The sequence below is a fragment of the Eisenbergiella porci genome (assembly GCF_009696275.1).
Lineage (GTDB): Bacteria > Bacillota > Clostridia > Lachnospirales > Lachnospiraceae > Eisenbergiella > Eisenbergiella porci.
This window is the reverse complement of record NZ_VUMI01000012.1, coordinates 30046-45303: the sequence shown is the minus strand read 5'-3', so window position 1 is coordinate 45303 and position 15258 is coordinate 30046. Positions and strand designations below refer to the sequence as shown.

Below are 15258 nucleotides of genomic sequence, written 5' to 3'. Positions count from 1 at the left end.
CCCTAAATTCACCACTACCCCATTTTCTCTCTATCTGCCCTTCTCCCCTCTTCACAGCCTGCCTCCCCTCGCCACTTCAGCAAAAGGTTCTTTTTGGAGGGCGGCCAGCTGCAGGCTCCTTCCGCCGGGCATGCAAAGCAGGGCCGGCTTTTCTTATCCGCCCTGTAAAGCACCCCGCGCAGGCTCTCCTCCTGTGCCAGCTTTTTTTCCCTGTGCCCTGAAATCGCCCGGAGGATTTCCTCCCGCTCCGGTTCCTCAAAGCCGCAGTCAAGAAGAATCTCCTCCGCCAGCTGTGCTCCGGCAAGCTCATGGGGCGTGCCGTCCTCATACTGCCGGAACCTGCCGCAGTCATGCAGCAGTGCCGCCGCGTAAATAAGCTCCTTCTCAATTCCCAGCCCCCTTTCCAGATTTTCAATCCAGGAAAGCCGGGCCACATCCAGGAAATGAGACATATCGTGCCTGCAGAAGATCCGTTCTTCTTCATATTTCCGGTTTTTTTCCACACATTCCCTGTACTTCGGATTGTGCAGTATCCTGTTGACTCTGTCCATACCGCTCTTCCTTTCCCCGACAGGTTGTGGAGCAAATTTCAAATACGCCCTAACGCTCCAGCATATGATAAAAGGTTTCCTGCAGCGCGGCATTCTCTTCAAAAGCACCTCTTGTCGCCACAGTTACCGTCTTGCTCCCCGGCTTCTTCACACCGCGCATTGTCATGCACATATGCTCCGCCTCAATCAGGATCATCACTCCCCTGGGCTTCAGATAATCCATCAGGGCATCCGCCACCTGCGCCGTAAGCTTTTCCTGAAGCTGCGGCCTTCTGGCGAAAATCTCCACCGTCCTCGCCAGTTTGCTTAAACCCACCACCTTGCCGTCCGGAAGATAAGCCACATGGGCTTTTCCGAAAAACGGCATCAGATGATGCTCACAGGTGGAATAAAAGGTAATGTCCTTTTCCAGCACAATCCCTGCGCCCTCCGCCTGAAACTGCTTGGACAGCGGCACCGCCGGATCCTCATCCATCCCGCCGAAAATCTCCTCATACATCCTTGCTATCCGCTGGGGCGTCTCCACCAGCCCTTCCCGGTTTACATCTTCTCCGATTCCTTCCAGAAGCAGCTTCACCGCTTCCTCAATTTTTGCTTTATCTACCATGCGTGTCTCTCCTGACCGGCCGCTGCCTGATTTCTCACTGCTGCCTCTTTTCCGCGATTCTGATGACATCCCCCAGAAAGGACAGGGAGCCAAAAGCGATGATAACATCCTCTTTCCCTGCCAGAAGGCGTGCCATTTCCACGGCCTCCTCCGGACTGTCCGCCGCGGTCACATTTTCATGCACCCTGCGCACCACCTCCGCCAGCTCACAGGAAGACATCGCCCTGGGGTTGCAGGGCGCTGCCACCGTGATAATGGCATCTGCATAATCACAGGTATTCAGGATGATTTTATCCACTTCCTTGTCCTTCAATATTCCCATTATATATATGATTCTTCTATTTGTAAAATAGAAACGTATGGACTGGGCCAGTTTTACCGCGCCGTCCTCGTTATGCGCCCCGTCTGCGATAAACAGCGGTTTCCTGCCGATAATTTCAAAGCGCCCCGGCCACTTTGCGCGCAGAAGCCCGGCCTTCAGCTTCTCCTCCTTTACGGGAAAGCCCAAATCCGCAAGCCTGTCAAGAGCTTCCACGGCAAGGGCGCAGTTGTCGATTTGATGGATTCCGGCCATGGTGATTTCCAGATTTTTATGCCCCTTATAAGAAAATCGCTGCTTCTCCAGCCCGTACTTCACATTTTTGGCCGACTCCATATCGGATACAAACAGTTCACAGCCCTTTTCTTTACAGGTTTCCTCAATCACTCCCATAGCCTCAGGAAGCTGCCTGCAGGAAACCACACGGCTTCCCGGCTTGATAATCCCCGCCTTCTGCGCCGCAATCTCCTCCAGCGTATCGCCCAGAAAAGCCATATGATCCATACTGATGGACGCAAAAACGCAAAGCAGCGGCGCCGGAATTACATTTGTGGCATCCAGCAGCCCGCCCATCCCGGTTTCCAGCACCACAATATCACATTTTTTCTGACAAAACCATAAGAAAGCAAGCGCTGTCTCCACCTCAAAAACAGTGGGATGCCTTCCGGTTTCCGCCGCCATAGCCTCCGCCGCCTCCCGCACAGGTTTCATGGTTTTGCCAAGCGCTACCTTGCTGATTGGCTTCCCATTGATCTGAAACAGCTCCCTGTACTCAAAAATGGCAGGGGAAATATACCGCCCCGTCTTATAACCGCCTTCCGTAAGCGCCGTGGAAATAAAATTCATTACGGAGCCTTTGCCGTTCGTCCCCGCGATATGTATAAAGCTTAATTTCTCCTGCGGATTACCCAGCCGCGCCAACAGCTCCTTTATATTCTCAAGGCCCGGCACCACGCCGAAGGTATTGCATTCCTGCATATAGGCAAGCGCCTCCTGATAATTCATCTCTTCTCCTATCCGCGCGCCGCTGCGCGCAATCAAATCCCCCGCCGCAGACAACGAAGCATCAAACCTGCAACGATGCAGGGCAAGCCGCCAGATATCCATACAAGCACGGGTGCCTGGCTGCTGCTCACGGGAATAACATTTTTTCAACTTCTTTATCCTAGCACATTTTGCATAAAAAAAGAATAACCGGCCAAAATATTAGCATGCAAAAATTATGTAAAGACTTTTTAAAATGCGGCATCCTCGGCTGGTGCCTTGAAATTACATTTACCGCCCTCCACTCCCTCCAGCAGCGCAAATTCACGCTTCAGGGCACCACCTCCCTGTGGATGTTTCCCATCTACGGGGCTGGCTGCCTGCTGCGCCCCATCTGCGCCCTGGTAAAAAAATGCCACTGGTTCGTCAGAGGCTGCGTCTATGCCCTTTTCATTTTCGTGGCAGAATACCTCTCAGGCCGTTTTCTTCTGAAAAAAGGCCTCTGCCCCTGGAGCTACGGCAAGGCCCGCTGGAACATCGGCAAGGTCATCCGCCTGGACTACGCCCCCTGCTGGTTTGCCACCGGACTGCTCATGGAACAGGCAATCCAGTCCCCTGCCGGGAAAAAGAAACATTAAATCCGGAAAATACCAGCACAGCCTTCCCCATTACCCGCGGAAATAGCGGACAGGATATCCCTGCCCGCTATTTCCGCTTTCTTCCTAATTAAAGGAAGCAATTATGAGGAAGCCTCCTGCCGCTGCCCCTCGGCAAACAGCTTCTCCCTCTCCATCTTCTTCATGGTAAACCGATAAGCAATGTACAGGAAAATTCCGCCCAGACACCATGCGCTGGCATTTGCGGCGCACACGCCCACATAGCTCAGCAGCTTCGCCGCCACCACGGCCAGCACGGCCCTGCTCAAAAGCTCCACCACGCCGCCCATCATCGGCATCAACGCATAACCACAGCTCTGCATCACATTTCTGTAGATAAAAATCATCCCCAGCGGAATAAAGAAAGCCCCGTTAATCAAAATATAGGTCCGCGCATACCCCAGCACCTCCGTGCTGTCCCCGGTTACAAACAACCGGATAATCACCGGCAGCGCCACAACAACCACTGCATAAATAATCCCCCCGTAAACCGCAGACATCCAGAAAGCGATCCTGCTTCCCTTCTTAATACGCCCCAGATCATTAATCCCCCGGTTCTGCCCGCAGAAGGTGGCCATCGTCATACCCATGGAAGCAAACACCTGCGTCACCAGCTGCTCCACCTTGCAGGCCGCCGTATAAGCGGCAACCACGGTAGAACCCAGCATATTCAGCGCAACCTGTACCATAATCGTCCCCACCGCAGTAATGGAAAACTGCAACGCCATGGGAATCCCGATGGATACCTGATTCCGCACACACCACGGATCCAGCCTCAGATGCTCTTTATGCAAAGCAAGAAGCGGGACCTTCTTTACCATATAAACAAGACACAAAAGCCCGGAAATTCCCTGCGATGCAATCGTCGCCACCGCAGCCCCGGCCACACCCATATCAAAACAAATGATCAGAACCAAATCCCCTATAATATTAATCGCAGCCGACAGCACCAGAAAATAAAGCGGCACCTTACTGTTCCCCACAGCCCGCAGAATACTGGACAGCAGATTATAAAGTACGCTGAAGCCCATTCCCCAGCAGATAATCAGAATATATTCCCTGGACATATCCATAATATCCGCAGGCGTCCTCATAATACGCAGCAGCCAGTCCATAATCAGCACACTCGTAAAGGTCATAACCACCGTAACGATAACAGAAAGGACCGCGGCATTTCCCACGCTCTTCTTCATCCCCTCCTCATCCCCGGCGCCGAAACGCTGCGCCGTCAGAATCGTAAAGCCTGTAGTCAGCCCCTGCAGAAATCCCAGAATCAAAAACGTAATCGTCCCCGTGGCCCCCACAGCCGCCAGTGCCTTCACACCCACAAACCGCCCCACAATCACGGTATCCACCAGACTATACAGCTGCTGAAAAATATTCCCGATAATAATCGGAATAATAAACCTCACAATCAGCTTAAAGGGACTCCCCTTCGTCATATCAAGTTCCATCTCCAACACTCCTCCTGCCTGCCCCGGTCCTTCGGTGAACCCATTCGCGGCCGGACTCACTCCCTTACACAAAAAAATGCAGAAAAAAACTGGTTTTCCGCATCTTTCTTTTCGAGAATGAAAATATTCCAAACGTCCCCGCCTATTCCCTGCCGTCGTCCCAATCGCCGTCATCCGCGCCTTCTGCGCCGATATTCAGCATATTCATGGTACGGCGCCGGATTCTTGCCTTCTCCGAGGCCTCCAATATGTAATTTTTAATGGTTCTGGCATTTTTTATATGAGTCAGCATCAGCACCGGATTGGTGGTATCGCCGGTATAGCATTTCACCGTACCTATTCCAACAATGCGTTCCGCCAGAGACTCCACCAGTTCCACGTCCTGCACCTTATACATATAACAGTCGTTTTCCTTTTTATTCAGAAAACCTTCCGAAACGGTAATGATATCATCCTTCACCGTATATACGGTAAAGGTAAAGGGCAGGCCGAAAAACAGCCATCTTTTTCGTTCCGTAAACTGCACTTCCCCGTTCCTGTTTTCACCGTCCATAGGCTACCTCTTTTCTTATGCTGCTTATGCGCGTTCTTATGTGCGCGTGTATCTGTGCCATTCAGTTCTCTCTTCGCAACAGTTAAGACTTCCAAACTGCTGCCTTACTTCATATCCTTCGCGTAAATTATAATAGATATGCACCTGATTTGCAAAGGTTTTTCATCCGGACCTTCTAATTTTATAAAAAATAAATTTTACATAAAAATAGATTGAACCCCCTTTTTCGATGTGCTATAATGTCACAAATAGTAAGTGGCTGTAAGAAATGTGGAGAATTTTATGGGACGATTTGCAAACCGCTGCAAGCCTGGCAATAAGCAGAATTTCATACCGGATATCTGAATATAAATCGAAGGGAAAATTATTTTCTCTTCGATTTTCTAAAATCAACGCCTGCCGACCGCAGGCGTTATTTATGGGCCGGGGGCGGCCGGACACGTTCAGCAAAATTGATGTCCGGATCCCAATATTTCCGCATTTAACAGAAAGGAGACTGATAAATGAAACATTTAATGAACCCGCTTGACTTTTCCGTGGAGGAACTGGACAAGCTCTTTGCCCTGGCAAGGGATATCGAATCGAACATGCCGAAATATGCGCATGCCTGCGAGGGGAAAAAGTTAGCTACCTGTTTCTATGAACCGAGCACCCGGACCCGCTTAAGCTTTGAAGCCGCCATGCTCAATCTGGGCGGCAGCGTGCTGGGCTTCTCCGACGCCGCAAGCTCCTCCGCTTCCAAGGGCGAAAGCGTGGCCGACACCATCCGCATCATCTCCTGCTATGCAGATATCTGCGCCATGCGCCATCCCAAAGAGGGCGCTCCTATGGTAGCCGCCTCTGTTTCAGGGATCCCGGTAATCAACGCCGGCGACGGCGGACATCAGCATCCGACCCAGACGCTGACGGACCTGATGACCATCAGCACGCTGAAGGGCCGCCTGAACCAGCTTACCATCGGACTGTGCGGCGACCTGAAATTCGGCCGGACCGTACATTCCCTGATTAATGCCCTCGTTCGCTATGACAATGTACGCTTTATTTTCATCTCCCCTGATGAACTGCGCGTCCCCGACTACATTACGGAAATGCTGAAGGAAAAAAATATTCCCTACGAGGAAGTCACACAGCTGGAGGAAATTATGCCCGGCCTGGATATCCTTTACATGACCCGCGTTCAGAAGGAGCGTTTCTTCAACGAAGAGGATTACGTCCGCTTAAAGGACTTCTATGTGCTCGACAAAGCCAAGCTTTCCCTGGCTCCCAGTGACATGCTCGTCCTTCATCCCCTGCCCAGGGTCAATGAAATCTCCGTGGATGTGGATGACGATCCGAGGGCTGTTTACTTCAAGCAGGCGCAGTATGGCGTGTATGTCCGCATGGCGCTTATCCTCACCCTGCTGGGTATCAGCGTAAACGATTAATTTACCAGGGAAACGCCCTTTGTGGCATTAGTATAAACGCCCATTAGCGGGCAGAAAGGCAACCTTATGTTAAATGTAGGAAAAATTGAAGAAGGCTTCGTGCTTGACCACATCAAGGCCGGCACCAGCCTGTCCATTTACCGTCACCTGCAGCTGGACAAGCTGGACTGCACGGTGGCTATCATCAAAAATGCACGCAGCAATAAAATGGGGAAAAAAGATATTCTGAAGGTGGAATGCGATGTGGACATGATGAACCTTGATGTCCTGGCCTTCATAGATCATAATATTACCGTAAATATTATAAAAAATGGCGAAATCGTTAAGAAGAAGGAACTGATACTCCCCAAAGAAATCAAAAACGTTATTCACTGCAAAAATCCCCGCTGCATCACTTCCATTGAGCAGGGACTTCCTCATATTTTCGTTCTCTCCGATGAGAAAAAAGAAATATACCGCTGCAAATACTGCGAAGAGAAATTCGACAGACGTTCTTTATTATAAGCAGGAAGAAGAAAAAATACTGCCGGCCCTTTTGTACTACAGGGCGGCAGTATTTTTTCTTCCCGACATATTTTTCTGTTATAGCGGCAGTTGCAGCCGCCCCCCTTACCTTTTCCTCAAACTGCTGACAAAGCATCTGTATTTAATCCGCTTCCAATCCTCCATTACAAAGCCGCATCTTCCAAAAAGCTCCCTGATTTCCCGTTTCTTCCACAGCTTAACGTCGCCGGAACTGCTCCACTTTAACGCCCAGTTGAACACCTCAATCATTATAGAGGGCATTGTGGGGTCACCGAGGATTAGAAGGCCGCCGGGTTTTATGATTCTGCCCATTTCTGCGGCGGCCTTTTCCGGGTTCGGGTAATGGTGGAAGGAAGCATTGCAAACCATCACATCAAAAAAATTGTCCTTATAGGGCAGCTGTTCCGCATCTCCCACCTGAAGCCGCGCCGCCTTCCCCAGTTTCTTTCCCGCCTCTTCAATCATTTTTTCCGAAATATCCAGGCCGTAATATTCTGCGTGGATGCGTTCATTCAGGGTTTTTAGTATATTGCCGTTGCCGCAGCCCAAATCAAGAAGCCGCTGTCCTCTGGTATCCGGTACGCGGGCAAGAATTTCCCGGTACATACATTGGACAAATTTTCCGTCATGGCTTGTGTCGTAATCCTCCGCTGTTTTGTTGAAATAATCTGTTGTTATTTTTTTGCTCGTATCTTCCATTCTCTGGCGCCGTCCTTTCAAATATTGTTTTTTGCCGTAAACTGGTGCGTTTTCACCTTCAGGCCTTCAGGGGCAGAACTGTCCGTTTAATATGCCATTTGAGGATAATTCTTCAGGGCAATAATTGCTGTAAAAATGATTAAACCCATGTCATTGACTTATATTCAATAGTGTTTTGCAGAAAAGCCCCGCTAAACAGCGGGGCCGGCCTACTGTAATATTTTATAAATCAATTTGTGCAGCAGTTCTGTCTTTTCCTTTAATGGAATCCTTTCATCAATGACGATGGGAGACTGGCCGCTTAAAATAAAAAGAGCTGTCTGCTCCGGATAATCCACGTGGATTTCTCCCATTTCAGAGCGGCACCTGAGATATTCCGTAAGGTATGGGGCAATTTTCTCCTCCATATGCATACTCAGCTGGCGATGAAAAAATTCATTTCCTTTTTTATCAAAAAAAGAGGCGTATTTATATTTTCCTTCCTCCTGATACAGGAATGCAATAACAGCCTTCATGCACTCTTCCAGCGGCTGCTTTGTATTCCTGAAAATCTGGATAAAAGGCTCGCTGCACTCTTCTGCATAGTGCGTCAAAGCTTCTTCATACAGCTGCTGTTTATTCTGGAAATAATGGTAGCAAAGCCCGGAAACCACATTCATTTCAGCGGCAATATCCTTCATGGTAGTGGCTTCAAAGCCTTTCTCGGCAAATACCCGCATGGCGGTATCCAGCATTTCCTGTTTTCTGACTTCAGGTTCTTTGGAAACTCTCATATGGATCCTCTCTCTTTCTGTTTTCAGCTTACTCCTCTATTAAATATTTGTCAATGACATATTTTCAATGCCGCCTGCTTAATGTTATTTCATTAATATAAAAACATTGCCCCGGGTTTTTAGCCAATAGCTTTCAGGCAGGTTTCCAGCGGGCTTTCGCCTTCCGGGGAAAGGATATCAGGTTCCGTTCCGAATTCCTCGCTGCCCGCGCCGTCAGGGGTAGTTCCGTAAACAGGGCTGTACCGCACGATAAGGCCGCTGTTCTTAAGGACGATGGGCAGAGGTTCGGAACCGATTCCATCGCCGCCTGTCGTCCGCTCCACAAGAGTTGCAAATCCGGTGGCTTTCGTGAACATGGCCGCATATTCGGAGGAGGAATACACATTTTCGTTCACCAGCATCCACAGTTTTCCTTTCAGGGCTTTCTTTTCTCCGGAAGGCTCAACCTTATAGGTATCGGCCACAAATAAATCAAGTCCGGAAAGGTCTTCCTGATTCAATCTGGGCAGTTCGGGGACCTCACTGACAGGCTTATATTCAGAAAAATCCATGAATTTGCGGTTATAGCTGCCGTTTTTTACAAATTGGTATGTGTCGGCGGTACAGGTATGGTCAATGTTAGGAGCCATAATGAGATCGTCAAAGTAGGGCATTCCGCCGCCTCCGTTATCGGTTAAATCAAAAATGACATTTTCATAATCGCTGTATTTTTCATATAAGCCGGTCAGGATTTTACGGTCTTCTTCATAATAATCCATATCAAAAAATCTTATTTTAATGTAGGCAGTCTTTCCTTCTTCAATGCTCCCGTATAAAAGATTATCGGTTTCGCCGCTGTCCAGAAGTATGGTATCTCCTGTTTCATCCTCCTGAGCCATGGAGCCCGGGTCTGACTGAAGCAAGTCAGACATCCCCTGTTCTTCATAGTACGCCTGGACTTTTTCCCATGCTTTTTGAAATGATTTTTCAATCTTCTCATATGCTGCAACTGAAGTATCATTCGCATAGGCATCACTGATTTTTCGCATGAGAGGGAGCAAATCTTCGGAAATGCCGTCCAGGTTGCTGTAATCATCCGCCCAATTTTCAACAACAAGCTGCAAGTGGCCGATTCCGCCGCATGGTCCTACGAACCCCTGTATATTTGTGAAAAGCTGCATGTCCGTTTCGGAGTTTTTTATTTTTTCCCTGCAGATCCGGTACTGCTCTTCCAAATCTATATTCTGCGTCCGCTCGGCCAGATTCCAGTAGGGGTAATTTTCTTTCAGGGTTTGATACAGGAAATCGAAATCTTCCAGCTTTTCTTCTGTTGTCAGCCCTTTCCAGTTTCCTTCCTCTGCGGAAAGTCTGGCAAACTCACCGATTACAGTAATTCCTTCTTCTGTTTCCGGCGGCTGCCCGGAGGACTCTCCCGCTGATTCGCCTGCTGCTGTTTCCTCTGCTGTATTTTTCTTTGTTGCGCTTTCTTTTACTGCACTTTCCTCTGCCTTTTTGTCTTCTGCCTTGTTGTCTCCTGTTTGCGCTACGCTGTCCAATGCTGTCACAGAATCCGCCGCCGGACGCTCCGCTTTGCTGTCTGCCTTACAGCCGTTCAGCATCACTGCCGCCAGCAGAAGCATGATAACGATCCTTTTTTTCATATCCATTCATCCTTTCCATATTTCATTCCGGTTAATTGATGGTGTTGTCTTTCTGATTCACAGGATACCGGATTTTCTTATGGGAAGGTATCATATTGGCTTTCCTGAAGGTTACAGTTTTGTAATATGGTTTCTGGGTTTATTTTTATCGGGATTTCATGGGGGGGCCTGCTTGTATATGGAGGATAATTTTCTGATATTAACTGTCTGATTCCGGCTGCATTCTCCACCAGATGGTATCATTCCCTGCATATTCCGTAAAACCGCAGCGCTTTAGGATACGCTGGGAAGCAAAGCCGTCTGCTTCCGTTTCCGCAGTAATATAGGACACCCCTTCCTGTTCCTTTGCCCAGCTGCACATGGCGCGGACGGCTTCCGTCATATATCCTTCATGTTCAAAGGCTTTTCCCAGGCCATAGCCTATTTCAACCTGGCCTTTTTCATCGGGTACATTCTTAAAATCAGCGGAGCCTACAACGACATTATCGGCTTTTCTGATGAGAAGCCAAAAGCTGTGCCACAGGTAGTTTTCGCTGTCCTGTCTGGTAATTTCCAACTGTCCGGAAACAATTTCTTTGAATATTCCTTCCAGCGGTTCGGCCTGGTAGGAGCAGTTCAGTTTTTCTTCCAGCCGAGGCAAATCGTTTAACCACCAATCAAGCTGTTCGGGAGTAAGAGCGGTAATTCTCAGCCGTTCTGTTTCTATTTCCATTTCATACCTCTTTCTTTCCGGTTCCTCGGCCCGGAATCTTTTTATAATAGCCTGGGCGTCCGGAGTTCCGCAGGTTTTATCAAGAAATTTACTTCTGCTTCCAGCAAATCCAGGAACCGCTTCCTTGCTTATTTTTCTTTCCATGGATCATGGCCGCATTTTTCAAGGACATAATAAGAAAACTGAGGAAGCCTGCCTGCAAGAGGGGCGTACACTCCTTCCGTCGGATGTGGATCGTAATCTCCCTGAATCAGGGTAACAGGACACTGGACACGCAGCGCCCTTTTGAGAAGATCTCCGCTTTCACGTAGGGCAAACGCCTCCGCCATCAGCGCTTCATATTGTTCCTTGTTAAAAAAAAGCATGTCTTCGCTTGTCCCGGGCAGCGCGCAGTAATTATCGGTGTCCTCTATTCCCTGGCTTTTCCGTTCATTACGTGTTCTGATAATATCCTGCAGGTATTTTGCTTCCAGGGGCCCGCCTCCTGCCAAAATAATTTTCTGTACCATATAAGGATATTTTTCTGCAAAGCACCATGCCAGCCACGAACCGAAGGAATGACCAATCAGGATTGTCTGTTCCATAGAATATCGTTTCATAATGCTAAGGATTTCTTCCATCAGACCAACAAAGGTATCTGCTGCCTGAAGGTGTTCAAGTACGGGAATTCCCCGTTCGGCAGCCCCTCTGCACAGGCCTGCGGCACATCCGGGAGCCCCGGGGCCTCCGTGCAGGACTATTGCCCGGAACGGCGGCCGGCCGTATTCGCGCACAATGTCCATATTTTTTATATTCATCGGCTTTTTCTCCTTTTTGCGCTGTTGCCCATTATAAAAAACAGTAAATATTCGGCGGTAATAAAATCTTTTTTCCAGCCTGAAAGACCCATAGAATCAGCATTTCCGCTGTGTACAATATACTTCTGCAAGGGTAAAATGGTGCCCAGGCAAACAAACAGGGTTATGGGCGGCAGAATGAAATTTTGTAATTGTATAATGGCACTTAATCTTGTGGGATGGAATGTCGTTTTGGATTCCAATCACGCGGACGAGTTGTCTGCATTTTATGAAAAATTGCTTGGCTGGACGCGGTTCAAGGGTGAAGAATATACAGTCTTAGTAAATTTGGAACAAACAGGAACTCCAACCTGGATTACCATTCAACAGGTGGATGATTATGTGCCGCCCGTGTGGCCTGCTACACTGGATGCGCAGCAGCAAATGGCGCACTTGGACTTTCACGTTCAGGATGTGGAAGAAGGAGTGAGATATGCCTTGTCGTGCGGTGCAAGCTTATCGGAGTACCAATATGACGACCGTTGGCGGGTGATGATTGACCCTGCGGGACATCCGTTCTGTATACTGCCTCCGATTATGCCCTGGATGTAAGTATTGAAGCCCGATAAATAAAAGTTTATGAGGTTAGTTGAATGCGTCTTATTGGTAATAAGACGTACTTCTTGCTTGCCACGATGGTTTTTTGTGGGATTGGAATTCCTGCCACACATGAAAATATCCCTGGTATGAGATGGCATACTTCTCATGCCAAGATGGGCTGTGCGGAACGTTGGATGCCCGGTTTCGGGGGGCAGGATAAATCATATCCCCCTTGTTTCCGCATCCGCATATGATCCTCATCAAATTCTACGTCCAGTACTCAATGTAGTTTGTTTTCTTCTGACCAGCATTCCTGTCCCGCATATGTCTTCCCAGTCGTTTTTTTGCGGCAGCCAGCTGCTGTCCATTGCCGCATAGCATTCCCGCGTCTCATAGCATCCATGTCCTTTTTCTGATGTCTTCGCATATTCACATTTTCCCTTCCCTTTGAAAAAGTACAATGCTAAAAAGTACAATGCGATATACTTCCTTCAATATTTCTGCCAATCCTCGTCCCATATCTTATCAGTATCCTTTCTTTAGAGGATACCACTTTTTAATTTATGGAGGAAGCCTTTTCCTATTTATTCTTTTTTCGTAAGCGATTGCCCTGTGAGGATATGCATAATGACTTGACAGAGCTATTTGATACATTTCCATACCTTAGAAATGAATATATTATAATCAGGAAAATGGTTGAAGTTGATGTGAGCAACCTTATAGAAATTACGGTTAATCCTAACGTCTATCAATATATACCTCCATACCTGTACAGAAAAAGCAGGGGAAACTTGCCAGCTGCCATTAGATGCCTTGGCGGGAGGGATTTCGATAAATGAATCATATTGGCACAGAAGGATTGCGACTGATGCAGTAAAGCTTATGGTAGATTATCTAACAGCTGAAAAAACATTCCGGCTATACATGCTTTCATTTAAAAAGGGGCCCGGGAATCTCATCCCGAACCCTCTTAATGCTTTCGATTATTTACCTAATTCTCCGGCAAAAGCCTCTCCAGCTTTTCCGTTTCTTCCTCAGCCACCTTCTTATCCAGCCGTTCAAAGAGCACCTGCACTTCCGGAACAGGATATCCTGCCTTCACCTGCTGAGGCTTCCATTCTGCGGACAGCTGCAGCCAGCCGCAGATTTTCTCAGAAGAAAATGGCAGGAAAGGATATAAAAGAACCGCCAGTCCGGCTATCAGCTGTACGCAGTTATACAGAGTATCCGCACATTTCCCGGCATCCGTGTTCCTTGTAATCCAGGGCTGGGTGGAATCAAAGTATTTATTCGCCTTCCTTACAAGTTCAAAAATCCCGTCCACCGCATCCTTAAAGCGTCCTTTTTCAATCCTCGCGCCCGTATCGGCGAAAAGCTTCTCTAGTTCCTCCTCCAGCGCCGTATCGGGCGTGCCGCAGGGGACAGTTCCGTCCAGATACTTCCGGATAAATACCAGCGTCCGGTTCACAAAATTGCCGTAGGCCCCAAGAAGCTCCCCGTTGTGGCTGTTGACAAATTCTCTCCAGGAAAAATCGGCGTCCTTTTTCTCCGGTCCGTTTGCCAGCAGATAATAACGCAGGGAATCCGCATCGTACTTATCTATCATATCCTTTATCCAGATGGCATAATTCCGGCTGGTGGAAATCTTGCGCCCTTCCAGCGTCAGATATTCACTGGAAATGATTTCATCAGGAAGATGCCAGCCACTGCCATTGGCAATCAGCAGCGAAGGGAGAATAATCGTATGAAAGGGAATATTATCCTTCCCATGCACGTAATAATGCCTGATCTCCGCGTTTTCTCCCTCGGCGCCGGTTTCCGGGGCTTCCGTCTCCGCCCCTGCTTCGCTTCCGCAGCCTCCGTCCAGCCCCCAGAGCCTTTCAAATTCCCCCGGGCAGCCTTTCAGCGCCTCGTGGCTTGTAGATAAATAGCCCAGCACATTTTCCGCCCAGATATATATTTTCTTTCCTTCATAGCCCGCCTTCGGCACATCGATGCCCCATTCCAGATCCCGCGTCAGCGCCCGGTCGCGCAGACCTTCGCCAAGATACCGCCTGGAAAATGCCGCCGCGTTTTTTCTCCAGTTTTCATGGGTGTCCACCAGCTCCTGCAGTCTTTCCTTCAGCCTGGTAATCGCAATAAACAGATGCCTGCTGCTGCGGAAGGAAACCGCGGAACCGCAGACCGCGCATACCGGCTGCTTCAGGTTTTCCGCCTCCAGCACCGCGCCGCATTCATCACATTGATCCCCCCTGGCGCTTTTCCTGCAGACCGGGCAGAGCCCTTCCACGAAACGATCCGCCAAAAAGGCTTGACAGCATTCACAGTAGGCCTGCGGCACCTCCTTTTCATAAACATATGGGCTTTCATACAGTTTTTTATGGAACTTACTGACAAAATCCTTATGCGCCGGGGACGAGGTTTTCGTATACAAATCATAGCTAAATCCCAGCTTTTTGAAGCATTGGGAAAATTCTTCATGATATAAGTCACTGATTTCCTCAGGCGTTTTCCCTTCCTTTTTTGCCCGGATGGCCACCGGTGTCCCGTGGCAGTCGCTTCCTGATACAAAACACACCTTATCGCCGGCAGCTCTGTGATAACGCGCCAGCACATCCGCCGGCAGCAGCGCTGCTAGATGCCAGATATGAAGTGAGCCGTTGGCGTAGGGCCAGGCTCCTCCGATTAAAATATTTTTCATTTAATATCCCTCATTTCCTGAATTTGTTATGATAACGCGGATGCCCGCTCCGCTGCAGTCCGGCCTTCCCGGACTGAGGGCAAAAAAAATCCCTCCTCTCCGAAAAAATTTCTTTTTCGGGGACGAGAGCTTCGCTTCGTGTTACCACCCCAAATTCGCCTGAGCCTCACGGCGCAGACCTTATCAACTACGGATGAGAAATGATTCATCGATAGTATATCACGCTAACGGGTGCTTCCGTCGCAGCCTGAACCCACAGGTTTTCGGTGCGCAGCTCCAAGACC

The 15258-nt window shown here is 48.9% G+C and carries 15 protein-coding genes and 1 other annotated feature (1 of these 16 only partly in view); of the genes, 4 read left to right on the top strand and 11 right to left on the bottom strand.

Annotated elements, in window-relative coordinates; translation table 11 throughout:
- Nucleotides 1-14 precede the first annotated feature (14 nt).
- From FYJ45_RS09265 to FYJ45_RS09255, 3 genes are read right to left on the bottom strand one after another with little or no spacing between them, the layout of a single operon-like run.
- Nucleotides 15-551 carry an HD domain-containing protein gene (locus tag FYJ45_RS09265; protein WP_154464373.1) on the bottom strand — a complete coding sequence of 179 codons (537 nt, stop codon included), beginning with the start codon at nucleotides 549-551 and terminating at the stop codon, nucleotides 15-17.
- Nucleotides 552-600: 49 nt separating this feature from the next.
- On the bottom strand, nucleotides 601-1158 hold the full coding sequence (folE, locus tag FYJ45_RS09260; protein WP_154464372.1) for a GTP cyclohydrolase I FolE: 558 nt from the start codon (nucleotides 1156-1158) through the stop codon (nucleotides 601-603).
- A 34-nt stretch (nucleotides 1159-1192) separates the two neighbouring features.
- Entirely contained in the window at nucleotides 1193-2632 is a 1440-nt protein-coding gene (locus FYJ45_RS09255; protein ID WP_235930738.1) for a bifunctional folylpolyglutamate synthase/dihydrofolate synthase, read from the bottom strand.
- Between the two features lie 56 nt (nucleotides 2633-2688).
- On the opposite strand from FYJ45_RS09255, the gene FYJ45_RS09250 reads away from it, so the two are divergent.
- Nucleotides 2689-3099, top strand: a complete 411-nt coding sequence (locus tag FYJ45_RS09250) for a putative ABC transporter permease (RefSeq protein WP_154464371.1) — start codon at nucleotides 2689-2691, stop codon at nucleotides 3097-3099.
- Nucleotides 3100-3200: 101 nt separating this feature from the next.
- Here the strand turns inward: FYJ45_RS09250 and FYJ45_RS09245 are convergent, their stop codons facing one another.
- Together FYJ45_RS09245 and FYJ45_RS09240 are read right to left on the bottom strand one after the other, a co-directional pair.
- Entirely contained in the window at nucleotides 3201-4571 is a 1371-nt protein-coding gene (locus FYJ45_RS09245) for an MATE family efflux transporter (protein ID WP_154464370.1), read from the bottom strand.
- Between the two features lie 142 nt (nucleotides 4572-4713).
- Complete coding sequence (locus FYJ45_RS09240) at nucleotides 4714-5124, bottom strand: PH domain-containing protein (protein WP_021635638.1); 411 nt, start codon at nucleotides 5122-5124, stop codon at nucleotides 4714-4716.
- 503 nt (nucleotides 5125-5627) lie between these two features.
- Between FYJ45_RS09240 and pyrB the strand changes: the two genes are divergently transcribed.
- Together pyrB and FYJ45_RS09230 are read left to right on the top strand one after the other, a co-directional pair.
- Nucleotides 5628-6548, top strand: a complete 921-nt coding sequence (pyrB, locus tag FYJ45_RS09235; protein ID WP_021635640.1) for an aspartate carbamoyltransferase — start codon at nucleotides 5628-5630, stop codon at nucleotides 6546-6548.
- A 66-nt stretch (nucleotides 6549-6614) separates the two neighbouring features.
- Nucleotides 6615-7052, top strand: coding sequence for an aspartate carbamoyltransferase regulatory subunit (locus FYJ45_RS09230; RefSeq protein WP_021635641.1), 438 nt, complete (start codon nucleotides 6615-6617; stop codon nucleotides 7050-7052).
- A 105-nt stretch (nucleotides 7053-7157) separates the two neighbouring features.
- On the opposite strand, the gene FYJ45_RS09225 is transcribed toward FYJ45_RS09230, so the two are convergent.
- The 5 genes from FYJ45_RS09225 to FYJ45_RS09205 form a co-directional block, all read right to left on the bottom strand.
- Nucleotides 7158-7772 (bottom strand): class I SAM-dependent methyltransferase, encoded by a 615-nt coding sequence (locus FYJ45_RS09225; RefSeq protein ID WP_154464369.1) that lies wholly within the window; start codon nucleotides 7770-7772, stop codon nucleotides 7158-7160.
- A gap of 209 nt (nucleotides 7773-7981) precedes the next feature.
- The gene (locus FYJ45_RS09220) at nucleotides 7982-8545 is read right to left on the bottom strand and encodes a TetR/AcrR family transcriptional regulator (protein WP_154464368.1); all 564 of its coding nucleotides are present in this window, start codon (nucleotides 8543-8545) and stop codon (nucleotides 7982-7984) included.
- Nucleotides 8546-8664: 119 nt separating this feature from the next.
- The gene (locus FYJ45_RS09215; RefSeq protein WP_235930737.1) at nucleotides 8665-10185 is read right to left on the bottom strand and encodes a S41 family peptidase; all 1521 of its coding nucleotides are present in this window, start codon (nucleotides 10183-10185) and stop codon (nucleotides 8665-8667) included.
- 199 nt (nucleotides 10186-10384) lie between these two features.
- A complete protein-coding gene (locus tag FYJ45_RS09210) occupies nucleotides 10385-11041 on the bottom strand; it encodes a GNAT family N-acetyltransferase (RefSeq protein ID WP_330588626.1) in 657 nt (218 codons plus the stop codon).
- Complete coding sequence (locus FYJ45_RS09205) at nucleotides 11026-11694, bottom strand: alpha/beta fold hydrolase (protein WP_154464366.1); 669 nt, start codon at nucleotides 11692-11694, stop codon at nucleotides 11026-11028. Before FYJ45_RS09205 ends, FYJ45_RS09210 begins: the two co-directional genes overlap by 16 nt.
- Nucleotides 11695-11871: 177 nt before the next feature.
- On the opposite strand from FYJ45_RS09205, the gene FYJ45_RS09200 reads away from it, so the two are divergent.
- Entirely contained in the window at nucleotides 11872-12285 is a 414-nt protein-coding gene (locus FYJ45_RS09200) for a VOC family protein (protein WP_235930736.1), read from the top strand.
- Nucleotides 12286-13264: 979 nt separating this feature from the next.
- On the opposite strand, the gene metG is transcribed toward FYJ45_RS09200, so the two are convergent.
- Nucleotides 13265-14974 (bottom strand): methionine--tRNA ligase, encoded by a 1710-nt coding sequence (metG, locus tag FYJ45_RS09195; protein WP_154464365.1) that lies wholly within the window; start codon nucleotides 14972-14974, stop codon nucleotides 13265-13267.
- Between the two features lie 115 nt (nucleotides 14975-15089).
- Nucleotides 15090-15258 (bottom strand) — a binding site (T-box leader) (it continues 90 nt past the right edge of the window).

Bases quoted from the DNA above. Each gene is read 5' to 3' on its own strand.
- FYJ45_RS09240 (WP_021635638.1), bottom strand. From the start codon at position 5,124: ATGGACGGTGAAAACAGGAACGGGGAAGTGCAGTTTACGGAACGAAAA.
- FYJ45_RS09250 (WP_154464371.1), top strand. From the start codon at position 2,689: ATGCAAAAATTATGTAAAGACTTTTTAAAATGCGGCATCCTCGGCTGG.
- FYJ45_RS09225 (WP_154464369.1), bottom strand. From the start codon at position 7,772: ATGGAAGATACGAGCAAAAAAATAACAACAGATTATTTCAACAAAACA.
- FYJ45_RS09200 (WP_235930736.1), top strand. From the start codon at position 11,872: ATGAAATTTTGTAATTGTATAATGGCACTTAATCTTGTGGGATGGAAT.
- FYJ45_RS09220 (WP_154464368.1), bottom strand. From the start codon at position 8,545: ATGAGAGTTTCCAAAGAACCTGAAGTCAGAAAACAGGAAATGCTGGAT.
- FYJ45_RS09210 (WP_330588626.1), bottom strand. From the start codon at position 11,041: ATGGAAAGAAAAATAAGCAAGGAAGCGGTTCCTGGATTTGCTGGAAGC.
- FYJ45_RS09230 (WP_021635641.1), top strand. From the start codon at position 6,615: ATGTTAAATGTAGGAAAAATTGAAGAAGGCTTCGTGCTTGACCACATC.
- FYJ45_RS09265 (WP_154464373.1), bottom strand. From the start codon at position 551: ATGGACAGAGTCAACAGGATACTGCACAATCCGAAGTACAGGGAATGT.
- FYJ45_RS09215 (WP_235930737.1), bottom strand. From the start codon at position 10,185: ATGAAAAAAAGGATCGTTATCATGCTTCTGCTGGCGGCAGTGATGCTG.
- FYJ45_RS09245 (WP_154464370.1), bottom strand. From the start codon at position 4,571: ATGGAACTTGATATGACGAAGGGGAGTCCCTTTAAGCTGATTGTGAGG.
- pyrB (WP_021635640.1), top strand. From the start codon at position 5,628: ATGAAACATTTAATGAACCCGCTTGACTTTTCCGTGGAGGAACTGGAC.
- metG (WP_154464365.1), bottom strand. From the start codon at position 14,974: ATGAAAAATATTTTAATCGGAGGAGCCTGGCCCTACGCCAACGGCTCA.
- folE (WP_154464372.1), bottom strand. From the start codon at position 1,158: ATGGTAGATAAAGCAAAAATTGAGGAAGCGGTGAAGCTGCTTCTGGAA.
- FYJ45_RS09205 (WP_154464366.1), bottom strand. From the start codon at position 11,694: ATGAATATAAAAAATATGGACATTGTGCGCGAATACGGCCGGCCGCCG.